Annotated in this window: 14 protein-coding genes; all 14 read left to right on the forward strand. The window is 57.6% G+C overall.

The window, feature by feature from the left end:
- Positions 1 to 132 precede the first annotated feature (132 nt).
- The 14 genes from rbfA (at position 133) to ACODR9_RS19085 (ending at position 15,445) form a co-directional block, all read left to right on the forward strand.
- Positions 133 to 561 carry a 30S ribosome-binding factor RbfA gene (rbfA, locus tag ACODR9_RS19020; protein ID WP_488811303.1) on the forward strand — a complete coding sequence of 143 codons (429 nt, stop codon included), beginning with the start codon at positions 133 to 135 and terminating at the stop codon, positions 559 to 561.
- Positions 558 to 1,481 carry a tRNA pseudouridine(55) synthase TruB gene (gene truB / locus ACODR9_RS19025; protein ID WP_488811305.1) on the forward strand — a complete coding sequence of 308 codons (924 nt, stop codon included), beginning with the start codon at positions 558 to 560 and terminating at the stop codon, positions 1,479 to 1,481. Before rbfA ends, truB begins: the two co-directional genes overlap by 4 nt.
- A gap of 80 nt (positions 1,482 to 1,561) precedes the next feature.
- Positions 1,562 to 1,831: a 30S ribosomal protein S15 gene (gene rpsO / locus ACODR9_RS19030; RefSeq protein WP_159875540.1), complete on the forward strand. Its 270-nt coding sequence runs from the start codon at positions 1,562 to 1,564 to the stop codon at positions 1,829 to 1,831.
- A 182-nt stretch (positions 1,832 to 2,013) separates the two neighbouring features.
- Positions 2,014 to 4,161 (forward strand): polyribonucleotide nucleotidyltransferase, encoded by a 2,148-nt coding sequence (gene pnp / locus ACODR9_RS19035; RefSeq protein ID WP_488811307.1) that lies wholly within the window; start codon positions 2,014 to 2,016, stop codon positions 4,159 to 4,161.
- Between the two features lie 144 nt (positions 4,162 to 4,305).
- Positions 4,306 to 4,599, forward strand: coding sequence for a hypothetical protein (locus ACODR9_RS19040; protein WP_488811309.1), 294 nt, complete (start codon positions 4,306 to 4,308; stop codon positions 4,597 to 4,599).
- A gap of 425 nt (positions 4,600 to 5,024) precedes the next feature.
- Positions 5,025 to 6,239 (forward strand): aspartate aminotransferase family protein, encoded by a 1,215-nt coding sequence (locus tag ACODR9_RS19045; protein ID WP_488811311.1) that lies wholly within the window; start codon positions 5,025 to 5,027, stop codon positions 6,237 to 6,239.
- Positions 6,240 to 6,348: 109 nt separating this feature from the next.
- Positions 6,349 to 7,368: an arginine/ornithine succinyltransferase subunit alpha gene (gene aruF / locus ACODR9_RS19050; RefSeq protein WP_488811313.1), complete on the forward strand. Its 1,020-nt coding sequence runs from the start codon at positions 6,349 to 6,351 to the stop codon at positions 7,366 to 7,368.
- Between the two features lie 11 nt (positions 7,369 to 7,379).
- Positions 7,380 to 8,414, forward strand: a complete 1,035-nt coding sequence (gene astA / locus ACODR9_RS19055; protein WP_488811315.1) for an arginine N-succinyltransferase — start codon at positions 7,380 to 7,382, stop codon at positions 8,412 to 8,414.
- A complete protein-coding gene (gene astD / locus ACODR9_RS19060) occupies positions 8,411 to 9,871 on the forward strand; it encodes a succinylglutamate-semialdehyde dehydrogenase (RefSeq protein WP_488811317.1) in 1,461 nt (486 codons plus the stop codon). Before astA ends, astD begins: the two co-directional genes overlap by 4 nt.
- Positions 9,868 to 11,214: an N-succinylarginine dihydrolase gene (astB, locus tag ACODR9_RS19065; protein WP_488811319.1), complete on the forward strand. Its 1,347-nt coding sequence runs from the start codon at positions 9,868 to 9,870 to the stop codon at positions 11,212 to 11,214. Before astD ends, astB begins: the two co-directional genes overlap by 4 nt.
- 720 nt (positions 11,215 to 11,934) lie before the next feature.
- Positions 11,935 to 12,864 (forward strand): branched-chain amino acid ABC transporter permease, encoded by a 930-nt coding sequence (locus tag ACODR9_RS19070; protein ID WP_488811321.1) that lies wholly within the window; start codon positions 11,935 to 11,937, stop codon positions 12,862 to 12,864.
- A gap of 17 nt (positions 12,865 to 12,881) precedes the next feature.
- The gene (locus ACODR9_RS19075; RefSeq protein ID WP_488811323.1) at positions 12,882 to 13,964 is read left to right on the forward strand and encodes an ABC transporter permease subunit; all 1,083 of its coding nucleotides are present in this window, start codon (positions 12,882 to 12,884) and stop codon (positions 13,962 to 13,964) included.
- 3 nt (positions 13,965 to 13,967) lie between these two features.
- The gene (locus ACODR9_RS19080; protein ID WP_488811325.1) at positions 13,968 to 14,738 is read left to right on the forward strand and encodes an ABC transporter ATP-binding protein; all 771 of its coding nucleotides are present in this window, start codon (positions 13,968 to 13,970) and stop codon (positions 14,736 to 14,738) included.
- Positions 14,735 to 15,445, forward strand: coding sequence for an ABC transporter ATP-binding protein (locus ACODR9_RS19085; protein ID WP_178972798.1), 711 nt, complete (start codon positions 14,735 to 14,737; stop codon positions 15,443 to 15,445). Before ACODR9_RS19080 ends, ACODR9_RS19085 begins: the two co-directional genes overlap by 4 nt.
- The last annotated feature ends 15 nt before the right edge of the window (positions 15,446 to 15,460 follow it).

Below are 15,460 nucleotides of genomic sequence, written 5' to 3' on the forward strand. Positions count from 1 at the left end.
GCAGCTCTCCGGCGAGCGTGCTTCGGGCGAAGGCTCGAAGGCGCTCGCCTTTTGCATTCAAGGCGGCTGACACAAGGCCGGGTTCAAGCCCGGCTGGCTGTTGGCCGCTTTTATAAAGACAGGATGGAAATCATGGCTAAAGCCAGAAAAGGTTTCTCCCGCTCCGACCGCATTGCTGAGCAGATTCAGCGCGAGTTGGCCGAACTGGTTCGTACCGGTCTGAAAGACCCGCGCGTGGGCTGGATCACCATTACCGCCGTACAAGTGACGCGTGATTATTCCCATGCCAAGGTGTTTTACACCGTGATGGATGAGAAAACCCGCGAAGTCAGCCAGGAAGCGCTGGACCACTCCGCCGGTTTCCTGCGCTCCGAACTGGGCCGCAGCATCAAGATGTTTACCACCCCGCAGCTGCACTTTGTCTATGACGAATCGGTATCGCGTGGCATGCACATGACCAGCCTGATCAACCAGGTGGCCAAAGAAGATGCGGAAAAATTCGGTGCTGGCGAAGGCGAGGGTGCCGCTGCCGGGCAAGAGCAAGAAGGTAGCGCCGAATGAGTAAGCCGCGCAGCAACCGCCGCCAGATTGATGGCGTGCTGCTGATCGACAAGCCCTACGATATTTCCAGCAACAACGCGCTGCAAAAGGCGCGCTGGTTGCTCAATGCCGCCAAGGCAGGGCATACCGGCGTGCTGGACCCGCTGGCTACCGGCCTGTTGCCGATGTGTCTGGGGGAGGCCACCAAGTTTTCCTCCTATTTGCTGGATGCCGACAAGGGTTACCGTGCCACGGTACGCTTTGGTGCGGCCACCAGTACCGGTGATATCGAAGGCGAAGTGGTGCGTGAATGCCCGGTTGTATTTGATGAAGCCCGCCTGCTGCAAGTGATGCAGCAGTTTGTCGGCGAAATCAGCCAGGTGCCTCCGATGTATTCGGCGCTCAAGCACCAGGGCAAGCCGCTGTATGAATATGCCCGCGAAGGCATAGAAATCCACCGCGAGCCACGGCACATCACCATTCATTCGCTCAAGCTGATCAGCTTTGACGGGGTGGAGGCAGTGATCGACGTGTTGTGCAGCAAGGGCACGTATATCCGCACCCTGGCGGAAGACATTGCCATTGCACTGGATTGTGCGGCCCATCTGACCGGCTTGCGCCGTACCACCACCGGTGGTTTTCAGTTGTCCCAGGCCCATACCCTGGCGGCAGTAGAAGCGCTGGAGATGGCCGGGCGTGAAGCGCTGCTGCTGCCTGTCGACGTATTGGTGCAACACTTTCCGGCACATACGCTGGATGCAGCCAGCGTTGCGCGTTTTATTCACGGACAGGCCGTGCGTTTTGCCGGTGAGTGTGCGAGAATGACGCGCTTTCGTGTTTACAGCGATGTTGATGCGGAATTTCTGGGTCTGGCCGAGCTGCGGGATGATGACATGCTGCACCCGATCAGACTCCTGGCTGTCAAACAGACAGCCTGCTAGCGAAGTGCGGATGGGTTGGGCAACCGGCTCGCTGCACTTGTCGGATCGCAAGATCCTTACCTGATTTGGAGTTACCCAAAATGGCAATGACCGCCGCCCAAAAAGCAGACATCGTTAAAAGCTTCCAACACAAGGAAGGCGATACCGGTTCGTCCGAAGTGCAAGTTGCACTGCTGACCGCTCGTATCAACGACCTGACCCCGCACTTCAAAGCCAACACCAAAGATCACCACAGCCGTCGTGGCCTGCTGAAAATGGTGAGCCGTCGTCGTCGCCTGCTTGACTACCTCAAGCGTACCGATGCTGACAGCTACCGCGCTCTGATTGCCCGTCTGGGTCTGCGCAAGTAATTGGTTCAGGTTTGAAAAAGTCGCAGCAAGTCTGCGACTTTTTCACGCTGGCCTTCAAGCACGCTGTATTACTGTGACAACGGGGGGAGCCTCTAGAAATTTTGATCGAAACCGGTCCGAATTTTTAGGGGTTCCCGTTGTGTTTTCAGCTTGAAAAAACATTTTTGACTAAGGGATGCCCTGTGTTCAATAAAATTACCAAATCGTTTCAGTATGGTAACCAGACCGTTACCCTGGAAACCGGCGAAGTAGCGCGCCAGGCTTCCGGCTCCGTTATTGTTTCCGTTGATGAAACCGTGGTTCTGGTTGCCGTTGTCGGTGGCAAGAACGTCAAGCCGGGTCAGGACTTTTTCCCGCTGACCGTAGACTATCTGGAGCGTACCTACGCTGCCGGTAAAATCCCGGGTGGCTTCTTCAAGCGCGAAGGCAAGCAGTCCGAGAAGGAAGTGCTGACCAGCCGCCTGATCGACCGTCCGATCCGCCCGCTGTTCCCGGAAGGCTTCTACCACGATGTACAGATCGTGGCCACCGTGCTGTCGCTGAACCCGGAAGTGGATTCCGACATCCCGGCTATGATTGGTGCCTCCGCTGCGTTGGCCATCTCCGGCCTGCCGTTTGCCGGCCCCATCGGCGCTGCCCGCGTGGGTTACGCCAATGGCGAATACATCCTGAACCCGACCAAGACCGAACTGGCCACTTCCGAAATGGATCTGGTGGTTGCTGGTACCGAACGCGCCGTGCTGATGGTGGAATCGGAAGCCAAGGAACTGAACGAGTCCGTGATGCTGGGTGCCGTGGTATTTGGTCACGACCAGATGCAAGCCGCCATCAAGGCCATCAACGAACTGGCTGACGAAGTCAACCCGGTGATGTTTGACTGGGCCGCTCCGGCCAAGAATGAAGAGCTGATCGCCCAAGTACGCGGCATTGCCGGTGCCAAGCTGGCCGATGCCTTCCGCCTGCGTCAGAAGCAAGCCCGTACCGTGGCCATCAACGACGCCTGGAGCGACGTCAAGGCTGCGCTGATCAATGAAGATACCGACACTCTGAAGGCTAACGAGATCAAGGGCATCTTCAAGGGTCTGGAAGCGGAAATCGTGCGTGGCCAGATTCTGGCTGGCGAACCGCGTATCGACGGTCGCGACACCCGCACCGTGCGCCCGATCAGCATCCGCAGCAACGTCCTGCCGCGCACCCACGGTTCCGCCCTGTTTACCCGTGGCGAAACCCAGGGTCTGGTGGTGACCACGCTGGGCACCAAGCAAGACGAGCAGATCATCGACGCGCTGGCCGGTGAATATACCGAACGCTTCATGCTGCATTACAACTTCCCGCCGTATTCCACCGGTGAAGCTGGCCGCATGGGCCCGCCGAAGCGTCGTGAAATCGGCCACGGTCGTCTGGCCAAGCGCGCGCTGATCGCCGTGCTGCCGCCGGAAACCGAATTCGGTTACTCCATGCGCGTGGTGTCGGAAATTACCGAATCCAACGGTTCTTCCTCCATGGCTTCGGTTTGCGGTGGCTGCCTGTCGCTGCTGTCCGCCGGTGTACCGCTGAAGGCGCATGTGGCTGGTATCGCCATGGGCTTGATTCTGGAAGGTAACCGCTTTGCCGTGCTGACCGACATCCTGGGTGATGAAGATCACCTGGGTGATATGGACTTCAAGGTGGCTGGTACTGCCGAAGGCATTACCGCCTTGCAGATGGACATCAAGATCCAGGGCATCACCAAGGAAATCATGCAGGTTGCCCTGGCGCAAGCCAAGGAAGGCCGTCAGCATATCCTGGGCCTGATGAAGGAAGCCGTGGACGGCCCGCAAGAGCTGTCCGCTCACGCTCCGCGTCTGTACGTGATGAAGATCAACCCGGAGAAAATCCGTGACGTGATCGGCAAGGGCGGCGAAACCATCCGCTCCATCACCAAGGATACCGGCACCGAAATCAATATCGAGGAAGATGGCACCATCACCATCGCCTCCATCTCTGGTGAAGGCGCCGAAGCGGCCAAGAAGCGTATTGAAGAAATCACCGTTGAAGTTGAAGTGGGCAAGATCTACGAAGGTACCGTAGTGAAGATCCTCGACAACAACGTTGGTGCCATCGTTTCCATCCTGCCGGGCAAGGATGGTCTGGTACACATTTCCCAGATCGCCAACGAGCGTATCAAGAATGTGTCCGACTACCTGAAAGAAGGCCAGATCGTTAAGGTCAAGGCCATCGAAATGGACGATCGTGGTCGTATCCGCCTGTCCATCAAGGCCCTGCTGGAAGACGAATCCAAGGTTGCGCGCGAAACCGCCGACGCCTTCGGTCTGAAGACTCAGCAGTAATTCCGCTTGGTCTGAAGCAAAAAGCCCGCAGCGATGCGGGCTTTTTCTTTTGAACTTTGAGTGTGTGGAGTACGGATTCCTATTTCCTTTGTCATGCCAAAGAAATAAAATATCATGTTGATTTCATAAAATTTTGGAGAAAACATGAAAGTACAATTCAAAAATCCAGCAGGAGTGATTCGTGAAGCCAAAGTAGGTTTCTCCTGGACGATCTTTTTCTTTGGTGGTTTTCCCTTTTTCTTCAGAGGTATGCCGCTACATGCAGTTGCCTTCATCATTGCCGGTATCCTGACTTGGGGAGTTAGCAATCTTGTGATGGCTTTTATTGGTAATAAAATGACTGCTAAGTACTACCTTGAGAATGGCTACCTGCCCCATGGACAGGGCTGGGATTATGCTGGACCGTCATGGGGGGTGGAAGTAGCTAAGCAGGTATAACTTCACTTCTTCAGCATCAATGTAGTGGCCCGCTTGTGCGGGCTTTTTTACGCCTGTAGTGCGCCAGCAGGCCAGCTTTTGTGACTCATACTGCGGTGACTTGGGTCCGAGGGCGAGGGCTGGCAAGTTGTTGTTGCATGTCGCCATTGCCGCAGTGCGTGGCAGGGAAATTGACTTTTGGGGCCGGAATACAGGGCTGCTGGTGGTGGAATGTGCTACAAGCAATTGAAAATAATGGGGATTGTGCTCGTTGGCCTGCTTTGAGATAGGTCAAGTAATTTTATAAGCTGATGTCGCAAACCGGATATGGGATCGTCGGAAGATTCGATTAGAATCATTTCAAGCGTATTAAATCATAACAATGCCGTTTACTGCCCCGGACAGCAGGCAGAAACGGAGGACCAAGCAGGAAGGAAACTAAAAAGATGAGCAATTCGATCACCCGCGCTGATTTCGACCAGGTCATGGTCCCCAATTACGGCCCGGCGGCATTCATTCCGGTCAAGGGCCTGGGTTCGCGTGTCTGGGATCAGGATGGTCGTGAATTCATTGATCTGGCTGGCGGTATCGCCGTGAATTCGCTGGGCCATTGCCACCCGCAACTGGTGGCTGCGCTGACCGAACAGGCTGGCAAGCTGTGGCATGTATCCAATGTGTTTACCAACGAGCCGGTGCTGAAGCTGGCGCATGCACTGACCGCCGCCACCTTTGCCGACCGTGCCTTCTTCTGTAACTCCGGTGCCGAGGCCAATGAGGCCTGCTTCAAGCTGGCGCGCAAATACGCTGCCGATCATTTTGGCCCGGAAAAGAACGAAATCATTTCCTGCAAGAATTCCTTCCATGGCCGCACGCTGTTTACCGTGAGCGTGGGTGGCCAGCCCAAGTACACCGAGGGCTTTGCGCCGGTACCGGCTGGTATTCATCATTTCGAGTTCAACAATATCGATTCGCTCAAGGCGGCCATCAGTGACAAAACCTGCGCCGTGGTGATCGAGCCGGTGCAAGGCGAGGGCGGCGTGCTGCCGGCCGACAAGGCCTTCCTGCAAGCTGCACGCGAACTGTGCAACCAGCACAATGCGCTGTTGATCTTTGATGAAGTGCAAACCGGCGTGGGCCGTACCGGCTCGCTGTATGCCTATCAGGAATACGGCGTGACGCCGGATATCCTGTCCAGCGCCAAGTCGCTGGGTGGTGGTTTCCCCATCGGAGCCATGCTGACCACCGATAAAATCGCCAAGAGCTTCTCGGTCGGCACCCACGGTACCACTTACGGCGGCAACCCGCTGGCTGCCTCGGTTGCGCTCAAGGTAATCGAAATCGTCAACACCCCGGAAGTGCTGGCCGGTGTACGCGCCAAGAGCCAGCGCCTGCGTGATGGTCTGAACGCCATCAATGCCAAGTACCAGGTATTCAAGGAAGTGCGCGGCATGGGTCTGCTGCTGGGTTGCGTACTGACCGATGCCTTTGCTGGCCGCGCCAAAGACTTCATCACTGCCGCAGCCAAGCATCAGCTGCTGCTGCTGGTTGCCGGTGTCAATGTTGTGCGCCTGGCACCTTCGCTGGTGGTGGAAGACCGCGACATTGATGAAGCCCTGCAGCGTTTTGATGCTGCCGTGGCCGACATCGTCGCCGCCAAGTAAGCCCCGTTTTATCCTGCAAGAGATACCACAGCCTGGCTTTGCCGTGGCTGTGGGTACGGCTGCGCCCGCAAAACGGCGCAGCGGCTTACCCCCCAGAGGGAGGTTCCCCATGTTTATCGTGCGCCCTGTTCGCACTGCCGACCTGCCGGCCATTGAAAGAATGGCTGTTGCCAGCGGCATCGGTGTGACCAGCCTGCCCAACAACCGGGACAAGCTGTTCGAACGTATCCAGCAGTCTTCATCATCTTTCGAGTTTGAAGCCACTGCAGAAACCGGCAGTGAATATTATATGTTCGTGCTGGAATCGGCCGGTGAGGTAGTCGGTACCGCCTCCATCAGCGCCTGTGCCGGTTTTGACGAGCCGTTCTATAGCTACCGCAGCGAAACCTTCGTGCATGCCTCACGCACCCTCAAGGTGAACAACCGGGTGCATGTGCTGAACATTTGCCACGACCTCACCGGCATGGTGCAGCTGTGCGGCTTTTATGCCGACACCGTGCTGGAGCCGCTGGCCGCCGAGCTGTTGTCACGCGCGCGTTTGCTGTTTATCGCCTCGGCGCGTGAGCGCTTTGGCCGCCGCATCATTGCCGAAATGCAGGGCATTCATGATGATGCCGGCCAGTCACCGTTCTGGAACGCCATTGGCCGCCGCTTCTTCAATATGGATTTCCTGCAGGTGGAGCAGGCCTTTGTCGGCCACAGCAAAACCTTCATCGCCGAGCTGATGCCCAGCTATCCGATCTATGTGCCGCTGCTGCCGGATGAGGCGCAAAACGCGATCGGCCAGATCCACGCCAATTTCGAACGCCCCTGTCGCATGCTGACTACCGAAGGTTTCGAGGCGGACAACTATATCGACATCTTTGATGGCGGCGCAGTGCTGACCGCCGAGCTGGATCGCCTGCAAACCCTGGAGCGTAATCGCTGTCATCCGGTGGAGGTGTCGGCCAGCCTGCCAGCCCAGGCCAGCCTGCAGTTGGTGTGCAATCTGCAAGTGGGTGATTTTGTAGCCACTGCCATCCGTGTGGCCATTGTCGACGGTGTGGCCTTCATCAATCCGGATGCCGCCCAAGCGCTGGGTGTAAGCAGTGGCGACACCGTACGTGTGGTCGGCTTGCAGCAAGGCTGAGGAGAAACAGCATGATGATTATCCGTCCGATCGCACATAGCGATCTGCCCGGCCTGATGAATCTGGCGCGTAGTGCCGGTGTGGGCCTTACCTCCTTGCCGGTGAATGAAGACCGCTTGTCACGCCGTATCAGCCGCTCGGTATTGTCCTTTGCTGGCGAGCTGGACCGCGCCGACCAGGGCTATGTGTTCGTGCTGGAAGACAGCGAAACCGGCCAGGTCGGCGGCATTTGCGCGCTGGAAGCCGCCGTCGGCCTGAAAGAGCCCTGGTACAACTATCGCGTGGGCACCATTGTGCATGCCTCGGACGAACTGGGCGTGTACTCGCGTCACGAAACCCTGTTCCTGTCCAACGACCATACGGGCTATTCCGAGCTGTGCACCTTGTTCCTGCATCCGGATTTCCGCGCCAACCGTAATGGCGGCCTGTTGTCCAAAAGCCGCTTCCTGTTTCTGGCGCAATTTCCGCAGCTGTTCGGCAAAACCGTGGTGGCGGAAATGCGTGGCGTATCCGATGCCGATGGCCGCTCTCCCTTCTGGGAAGGCCTGGGGCGTCACTTCTTCTCCATCGACTTTGCCGAGGCGGATTACCTCACCGGCGTCGGCCAAAAGGCTTTCGTGGCTGAACTGATGCCCAAGCACCCGGTGTATGTGGATTTTCTGCCGGCAGATGCCCAGGCGGTAATCGGCAAGACCCACGACAACACCCGGCCAGCGGTGGCCATGCTGGAATCCGAAGGCTTCCGCTACGAGGGTTATGTCGACATCTTTGATGCTGGCCCCACCGTGCAGGCCTATACCAGTGAAATCCGTGCGGTCAAGGAAAGCCGCACCGTGGCGGTGCGACTGGCCGACCCGCTGCCGGAAGGCGAGCGCTGCCACTATCTGGTATCCAATGAGTCGCTGACCGGTTTTCGGGTGATTCTGGCCGAGGCCCCGGCACCCACCCACGAATTCTTCCTGACGCCAGAACAAGCGCAGGCCCTGAATGTGCAGGAGGGCGAACACGTACGTTGCGTGGCCTTGTCGCCCAAGGAGAAAGCATGAGCACCCTGTTTATCAACGGTGAATGGCTGGCCGGTAACGGTGCAGCCCTGAGCAAGACCAACCCGGCCACTGCCGACGTCATCTGGCAAGGGCAGGGGGCTGATGCCGCACAAGTAGATGCTGCCGTTGCGCATGCACGTCAGGCATTCAAGGCCTGGGCGCGTACCGCACTGGATGAGCGCATTGCCATTGCCCGCCGTTTTGGCGAGCTGCTGACTGCCAACAAGGAAGCACTGGCCACCATCATTGCCAAGGAAACCGGCAAGCCGATGTGGGAAGCGCTGACCGAAGTCACCACCATGGTCAACAAGGTGGATATTTCGGTGAAGTCCTATCACGAGCGTACTGGCGAGCGCGCCGCGACCATGGGTGATGCCCAGGCGGTGCTGCGTCACAAACCGCATGGCGTGGTGGCGGTGTTTGGCCCGTACAACTTCCCCGGCCATCTGCCCAATGGCCATATCGTCCCCGCGCTGCTGGCCGGTAACTGCGTGCTGTTCAAACCGTCTGAGCTGACACCGTGGACCGCGCAGGAAACCGTACGGTTGTGGGCTGAGGCTGGTTTGCCGGCCGGGGTGATCGCCCTGCTGCAAGGCGCGCGCGAAACCGGCATCGCCCTGGCCGGCCACAAAGGCATCGACGGCCTGTTCTTTACCGGCAGCTCGGCCACTGGCGAACTGCTGCACCGCAATTTCGGTGGTCAGCCGGACAAGATCGTGGCGCTGGAAATGGGCGGTAACAATCCGCTGATCGTAGAAGACGTGGCCGATGTGGATGCGGCTGTGCATCACATTATCCAGTCTGCCTTTGTTTCCGCCGGTCAGCGTTGCACCTGTGCCCGCCGCTTGCTGGTACCGCAAGGCGCGTGGGGTGATGCACTGCTGGCGCGTCTGGTGGAAGTTACCGCCAAGCTCAAGGTCGGCAAGTATGACGAGCAACCGGCACCATTCATGGGTGCGGTGATTTCCAATGCCGCCGCCGAAGCCTTGCTCAAGGCCCAGGCCTGGCTGCTGGATAACGGCGGTGTCAGCCTGCTGGAAATGCGTCGCCTGACGCCAGATGCTGCCATCCTGTCGCCGGGCATTGTCGACAGTACAGCGGTTGCACGTCCGGATGAGGAATTCTTCGGCCCGCTGCTGCAAGTCATCCGCTATACCGACTTTGACCAAGCCATTGCCATTGCCAACGACACCCGCTTCGGCCTGGCTGGCGGTGTGCTGTCGGATAGCCGTGAACTATACCAACGCTATCTGCTGGAAAGCCGCGCTGGCGTGGTCAACTGGAACAAGCCGCTGACCGGTGCTTCCAGTGCCGCTCCGTTCGGTGGCATCGGTGCCTCTGGCAACCATCGTCCCAGCGCCTATTACGCCGCTGATTATTGCGCCTACCCGGTGGCTTCGCTGGAGTGCGACAGCCTGACCGTGCCCGCCCAACTTTCTCCGGGGATTACACTGTGAACGCCTACGAAGTGAATTTTGACGGCCTGGTGGGCCCGACGCACAACTACAGCGGCCTGTCCTTTGGCAATGTGGCTTCCACCAGCAATACCAAGGCGGTGTCCAACCCCAAGCTGGCTGCCAAGCAGGGCCTGGCCAAGATGAAGGCACTGCACGACCTGGGTTTCAAGCAGGGCGTGCTGGCCCCGCACGAGCGGCCTGATGTGGCCAGCCTGCGTCGGCTGGGGTTTTCCGGCACCGACGGCGAAGTGGTGGCACGCGCCGCCAAGGAAGCCCCGGCCATTCTGGCGGCAGCCTCGTCGGCTTCCTGCATGTGGACGGCCAATGCCGCCACGGTCAGCCCGTCTGGCGATACTGCCGACAAGCGGGTGCACTTTACCCCGGCCAATCTGAACAACAAGTTCCACCGTTCCATCGAGCATCCCACCACCCGCCGCCTGCTGCAGGCGATGTTTGCTGATGAGCAGCATTTCATGGTGCATGAGGCGCTGCCGGCGCAGATGCACTTTGGCGATGAGGGCGCGGCCAACCATACCCGCTTCTGTGCCGAATATGACGGTGCCGGGGTAGAGTTCTTCGTGTTTGGCGCAGCAGCATTTGATGGCCGTTACCCGGCGCCGCAGCGCTTTCCGGCGCGCCAGACGCTGGAAGCCTGCCAGGCAGTAGCCCGTCTGCATGGCTTGTCGGAATCCGGCGTGGTATATGCCCAGCAAGATCCGGCCACCATTGATGCGGGTGTATTCCACAATGATGTGATTTCGGTGGGCAACCGCAATGTGCTGTTCCATCATGAAAAGTCCTTCCTGGAACAGGGCAGGGTGCTGGAGGAGCTGTCGCGCAAGCTGGCCGTTGCTGGCGGGCAGTTTGTCCCGGTGGAAGTGCCGGATGCCGAAGTGAGCGTGGCCGAGGCGGTGAAGAGCTATCTGTTCAACAGCCAGCTGCTGTCCAAGGCCGATGGCAGCATGATTATTGTGGTGCCGGAAGAGTGCCGCAATGTCGAGCGTGTGTGGACTTATCTGCAAAAGATGAGCACGAGCGGCGGCCCGATCAATGAAATCCGCGTGTTCGACCTCAAGCAATCGATGCAGAACGGTGGTGGCCCGGCTTGCTTGCGTTTGCGCGTGGCGATGTCCGCAGCGGAAATTGCGGCAGTCAATCAGGGTGTGCTGATGAGCGATGATCTGTTCGCGACGCTGAACGCCTGGGTGGACCGCCATTATCGGGATCGCCTGAGTGTGGACGATCTGGCTGACCCGGCATTGCTGAACGAGTGCCGCACCGCACTGGATGAGCTTACCCGCATCATGCGCTTGGGTTCGGTTTATCCCTTCCAGCTGAGTTAGCGTGATGAACTGGCAGGCAGAGCAAGAAGGTGTCCCCGATGCATTCTGCCTGCATGCCAGCACGCCAAGCAAAAAGCCACCTGTGGGTGGCTTTTGTACTGTTATGGGGCAGACCAGTCTTTCTTGCTGCATTGTGGGGCAGAAAACAGGAATTCAGTCATGAAAATCTGGCCCGACTTTTGCTCTAGTGCCGTCTATCAGCAGTTTTTTGCTGTTTTAGCCGGGCTTTGCAGGCCGAGCCATGAAATTTTTCTGGCTAGGTATGTCTTGCTGTAATGAATAGCATTGTATCCCGAAGATTGTATACATTCGAATGAGTGCGAAAATTCTATGTTCGCATTGGAATGTGAATGAACATTTCTTTTCGGAAGCGAATAATTTCAAGGAGAAACATGTCAAAAATGTGAAAATGCAGGCTGGTGATGGTGTGTTACGGCGTAGCAGGGATATCCAATTTTATCTTGTTGCGGCGCAGTAATATTCCCTAAAAAAATTTAATAAAATCAACAACTTACGTAAATCGTAAATGATTTTCTTTTTAGCTGTTTTTCACCGGTTTTTCAGATTGACAGTCGATTGAATCCACACGCATAATCCGTGCGGCTGTCAGACAGAAACCAAGAAAATGGTTCGATACGACAGGCAACAACTACAGGTGGCATAAGAAGAGGGGAAGCCCTACAAGCTGCTGGGTCGTTTAAATCAAAGGAGATCTCCCACGTGGACATTTTTTTCCAACAGATCCTCAATGGTCTGGTACTTGGTAGTATCTACGCGCTGATCGCGCTGGGTTACACCATGGTGTACGGGATCATGGGGCTCATCAACTTCGCCCATGGCGAAGTCGTGATGATTGGTGCAATGGTTTGCATTACCGTCGTTTCTACCCTGATGCACTCGGGTGTGGACCTTCCAGGCTGGGCTATCGTGCTGATCGGCACGCTGGTTGCCATTCCGGCTTGCGCCTTGCTGGGTTTTGTCATTGAACGGGTGGCTTACCGTCCGTTGCGTGGCGCTCAGCGTCTGGCTCCGCTGATTACCGCGATTGGCTTGTCCATCTCGCTGCAGCAGGTAGCCATCCTGATCTGGGGCCGCAACTACATCCCCTTCCCTGACCTTCTGAATGCCGACACTGTCACCATCATGGGCGCCAGCATTACCAAGCTGCAAATCATGATCGTGGTGCTGTGCCTGGTGCTGATGACCGGCCTTTTGGTCGTCGTTGAGAAAACCAAGCTGGGTCGCGCCATGCGTGCCACCAGTCAAAATCCGGCTGTGGCCGGCCTGATGGGTGTTAACGTCAACACCATCATTTCCGCCACCTTCATGCTGGGCTCCGCCCTGGGTGCGATTGCCGGTGTAATGGTTGCTACCAACTATTCCCAAGCTCACTACTACATGGGCTTCATGATCGGCCTGAAGGCGTTTACTGCTGCGGTGCTGGGTGGTATCGGCAATCTGGGTGGTGCAGTGGCCGGCGGTATCCTGCTGGGCATCATCGAAAGCCTGGGTGCCGGTTACATCGGTCAACTGACCGGTGGCTTCCTGGGTTCCAACTATCAGGACATCTTTGCCTTCATGGTGCTGATCCTGGTGCTGATTTTCCGTCCGTCCGGCCTGCTGGGCGAAAAGATGGCTGACCGCGCCTGATCTGGGGGAGAAATTACATGAGCAAGGCATTTGATTCCAAGCAAATCGGGCTGTTCATCGCCAGCGGCATTGCCCTGTGCGTACTGCCCTTCGTAGTAGGCGGCGCGCTGGGTAATTCCTGGGTGCGTATCGTCGACTTTGCACTGTTGTACGTGATGCTGGCACTGGGCCTTAACATCGTGGTGGGCTTTGCCGGCCTGCTCGACCTGGGCTTCATCGCCTTCTATGCGGTAGGTGCCTACACCTACGCATTGCTGGGTTCGCCGCACTTCGGCATTCACTGGCCCTTCTATGTCACCATTCCGCTGGGTGCGCTGTTTGCCGCCTTCTTCGGGATTCTGCTCGGTACCCCGGTACTGCGCCTGAAGGGTGACTATCTGGCCATCGTGACGCTGGGCTTCGGTGAAATCATCCGTATCTTCATGAACAACCTGAACGCGCCGATCAACATCACCAACGGCCCGCAAGGGGTGAACCTGATCGATCCGATCCGCGTTGCCGGTGTGGACCTGGGTACGCCGGTCAACCTGTTCGGCCTGATGTTGCCGCCGGTTTACCTGTATTACTACCTGTTCCTGGTGCTGACCATCGTGGTGGTGATCATGGCTTCCCGCCTGCAGCACTCCCGTATTGGCCGTGCCTGGGTTGCACTGCGTGAAGACCAGATTGCCGCTTCGGCCATGGGTATCAACATCCGCAACATCAAGCTGCTGGCCTTTGCACTGGGTGCACTGTCCGGTGGTGTGGCTGGCGGCCTGTTCTCTGCCTTCCAGGGCTTTGTCTCGCCGGAATCCTTCAGCTTGCTGGAATCCATCATGATCCTGGCCATGATTGTTCTGGGTGGCATGGGTAACATCGCCGGTGTGATCCTGGGTGCTGTCGTGCTGACCATTGCGCCGGAAATCCTGCGTGACGTGATTGGCCCGCTGCAGATGAAGACCATGGGTCGCATGCTGATCGACCCGGAAAACGCCCGCATGCTGCTGTTCGGCATTGCCATGGTGGTGATGATGCTGGTTCGTCCGGAAGGCATGCTGCCGTCCAAGCGCCGCAAGGCCGAATTCAAGGACGCCAAAGAAGCGGCTGCGCAGAAAGGTTAAGTCATGGCTGAAGTACTGCTGAAAATCGAAGGCATCAACAAGCGTTTTGGCGGTCTGCACGCACTGAGCGATGTCGGCCTGACCATTAACAAGGGTGAAATCTACGGTCTGATCGGCCCGAACGGCGCGGGCAAGACCACGCTGTTCAACGTGCTGACCGGCCTGTATGTGCCGGATGAAGGTTCCTTCACCTTCGACGGCCACAACCTGTTCCAGGCCAAGCCGCACGTGGTGGTGAACGCCGGTATTGCCCGTACCTTCCAGAATATCCGCCTGTTTGCGGAAATGACTGCGCTGGAGAACGTGATGGTGGGTCGCCACATCCGTTCCAAGGCCGGTGCCCTGGGCGCGGTACTGCGTGACCGTCGTACCCGCGAAGAAGAAAAGGCGATTACCGCCAAGGCCTGGGAACTGCTGGAATACGTAGGCATTGCCGACGTGGCCGACGAACGTGCCCGTAACCTGTCCTACGGCCACCAGCGTCGTCTGGAAATCGCCCGTGCGCTGGCCACCGAGCCCAAGCTGCTGGCACTGGACGAACCGGCTGCCGGTATGAACCCGCGCGAAACCGAAGCGCTCAAGGAGCTGATGAGCAAGATCGCCAAGAGCGGTACTACGGTTTTGCTGATTGAACACGACGTCAAACTCATGATGGGTCTGTGTGACCGTATCGCGGTGCTGGATTACGGCAAGAAAATTGCCGAAGGCATCCCGGAAGAAGTACGCAAGAACCCGAGAGTGATTGAAGCTTACCTGGGAGCGGCACACGCATGAGCCTTCTGGAAGTTAAAAACCTGCAAGTGGCTTACGGCGGCATTCAGGCTGTCCGTGGCGTGGATTTCCACATTGACCAGGGTGAACTGGTCACCCTGATCGGTGCCAACGGTGCCGGCAAGACCACCACCCTGAAAACCCTGATCGGCATGGTGAAGCCGTCCGGCGGCAGCATCACTTACGATGGCAAGCTGAACGGTACCATTCCGTCCCACGACTATGTGCGTCATGGTCTGGTGATGGTGCCGGAAGGCCGTGGCATCTTCAGCAAGCTGACGGTGGAAGAAAACCTGCAAATGGGTGCCTACTACCGCAATGACAAGGCGGCCATCCAGAGCGAAATCGAGCGCGTGTACGAACTGTTCCCGCGCCTGAAAGAGCGTTACAAGCAGCTGGCAGGTACCCTGTCCGGCGGCGAACAGCAAATGGTGGCCATGGGCCGTGCCATGCTGTCCAAGCCCAAGCTGCTGTTGCTGGATGAACCGTCCATGGGTCTGGCACCGATCATTGTGGAAAAGATCTTCGAGATCATCCAGATGATTGCCAAGGAAGGCGTGACCATGCTGCTGGTAGAGCAAAACGCCAAACTGGCGCTGGAAGTGTCCCAGCGCGGTTATGTGATGGAAAGCGGCCGTATCACCATGGGTGGCCCGGCGCGCGAATTGCTCGACGACGAACGCGTACGTAACGCCTACCTCGGCGAGTAAGCAAAAGAGTCTTCA

The sequence above is a fragment of the Aquitalea sp. FG25 genome (assembly GCF_057809375.1).

Excerpts from the sequence above, each read along its gene's own strand:
- rbfA (WP_488811303.1), top strand. The coding sequence starts at position 133 with ATGGCTAAAGCCAGAAAAGGTTTCTCCCGCTCCGACCGCATTGCTGAG.
- truB (WP_488811305.1), top strand. The coding sequence starts at position 558 with ATGAGTAAGCCGCGCAGCAACCGCCGCCAGATTGATGGCGTGCTGCTG.
- rpsO (WP_159875540.1), top strand. The coding sequence starts at position 1,562 with ATGGCAATGACCGCCGCCCAAAAAGCAGACATCGTTAAAAGCTTCCAA.
- ACODR9_RS19040 (WP_488811309.1), top strand. The coding sequence starts at position 4,306 with ATGAAAGTACAATTCAAAAATCCAGCAGGAGTGATTCGTGAAGCCAAA.
- ACODR9_RS19045 (WP_488811311.1), top strand. The coding sequence starts at position 5,025 with ATGAGCAATTCGATCACCCGCGCTGATTTCGACCAGGTCATGGTCCCC.
- aruF (WP_488811313.1), top strand. The coding sequence starts at position 6,349 with ATGTTTATCGTGCGCCCTGTTCGCACTGCCGACCTGCCGGCCATTGAA.
- astA (WP_488811315.1), top strand. The coding sequence starts at position 7,380 with ATGATGATTATCCGTCCGATCGCACATAGCGATCTGCCCGGCCTGATG.
- astD (WP_488811317.1), top strand. The coding sequence starts at position 8,411 with ATGAGCACCCTGTTTATCAACGGTGAATGGCTGGCCGGTAACGGTGCA.
- ACODR9_RS19075 (WP_488811323.1), top strand. The coding sequence starts at position 12,882 with ATGAGCAAGGCATTTGATTCCAAGCAAATCGGGCTGTTCATCGCCAGC.
- ACODR9_RS19080 (WP_488811325.1), top strand. The coding sequence starts at position 13,968 with ATGGCTGAAGTACTGCTGAAAATCGAAGGCATCAACAAGCGTTTTGGC.
- ACODR9_RS19085 (WP_178972798.1), top strand. The coding sequence starts at position 14,735 with ATGAGCCTTCTGGAAGTTAAAAACCTGCAAGTGGCTTACGGCGGCATT.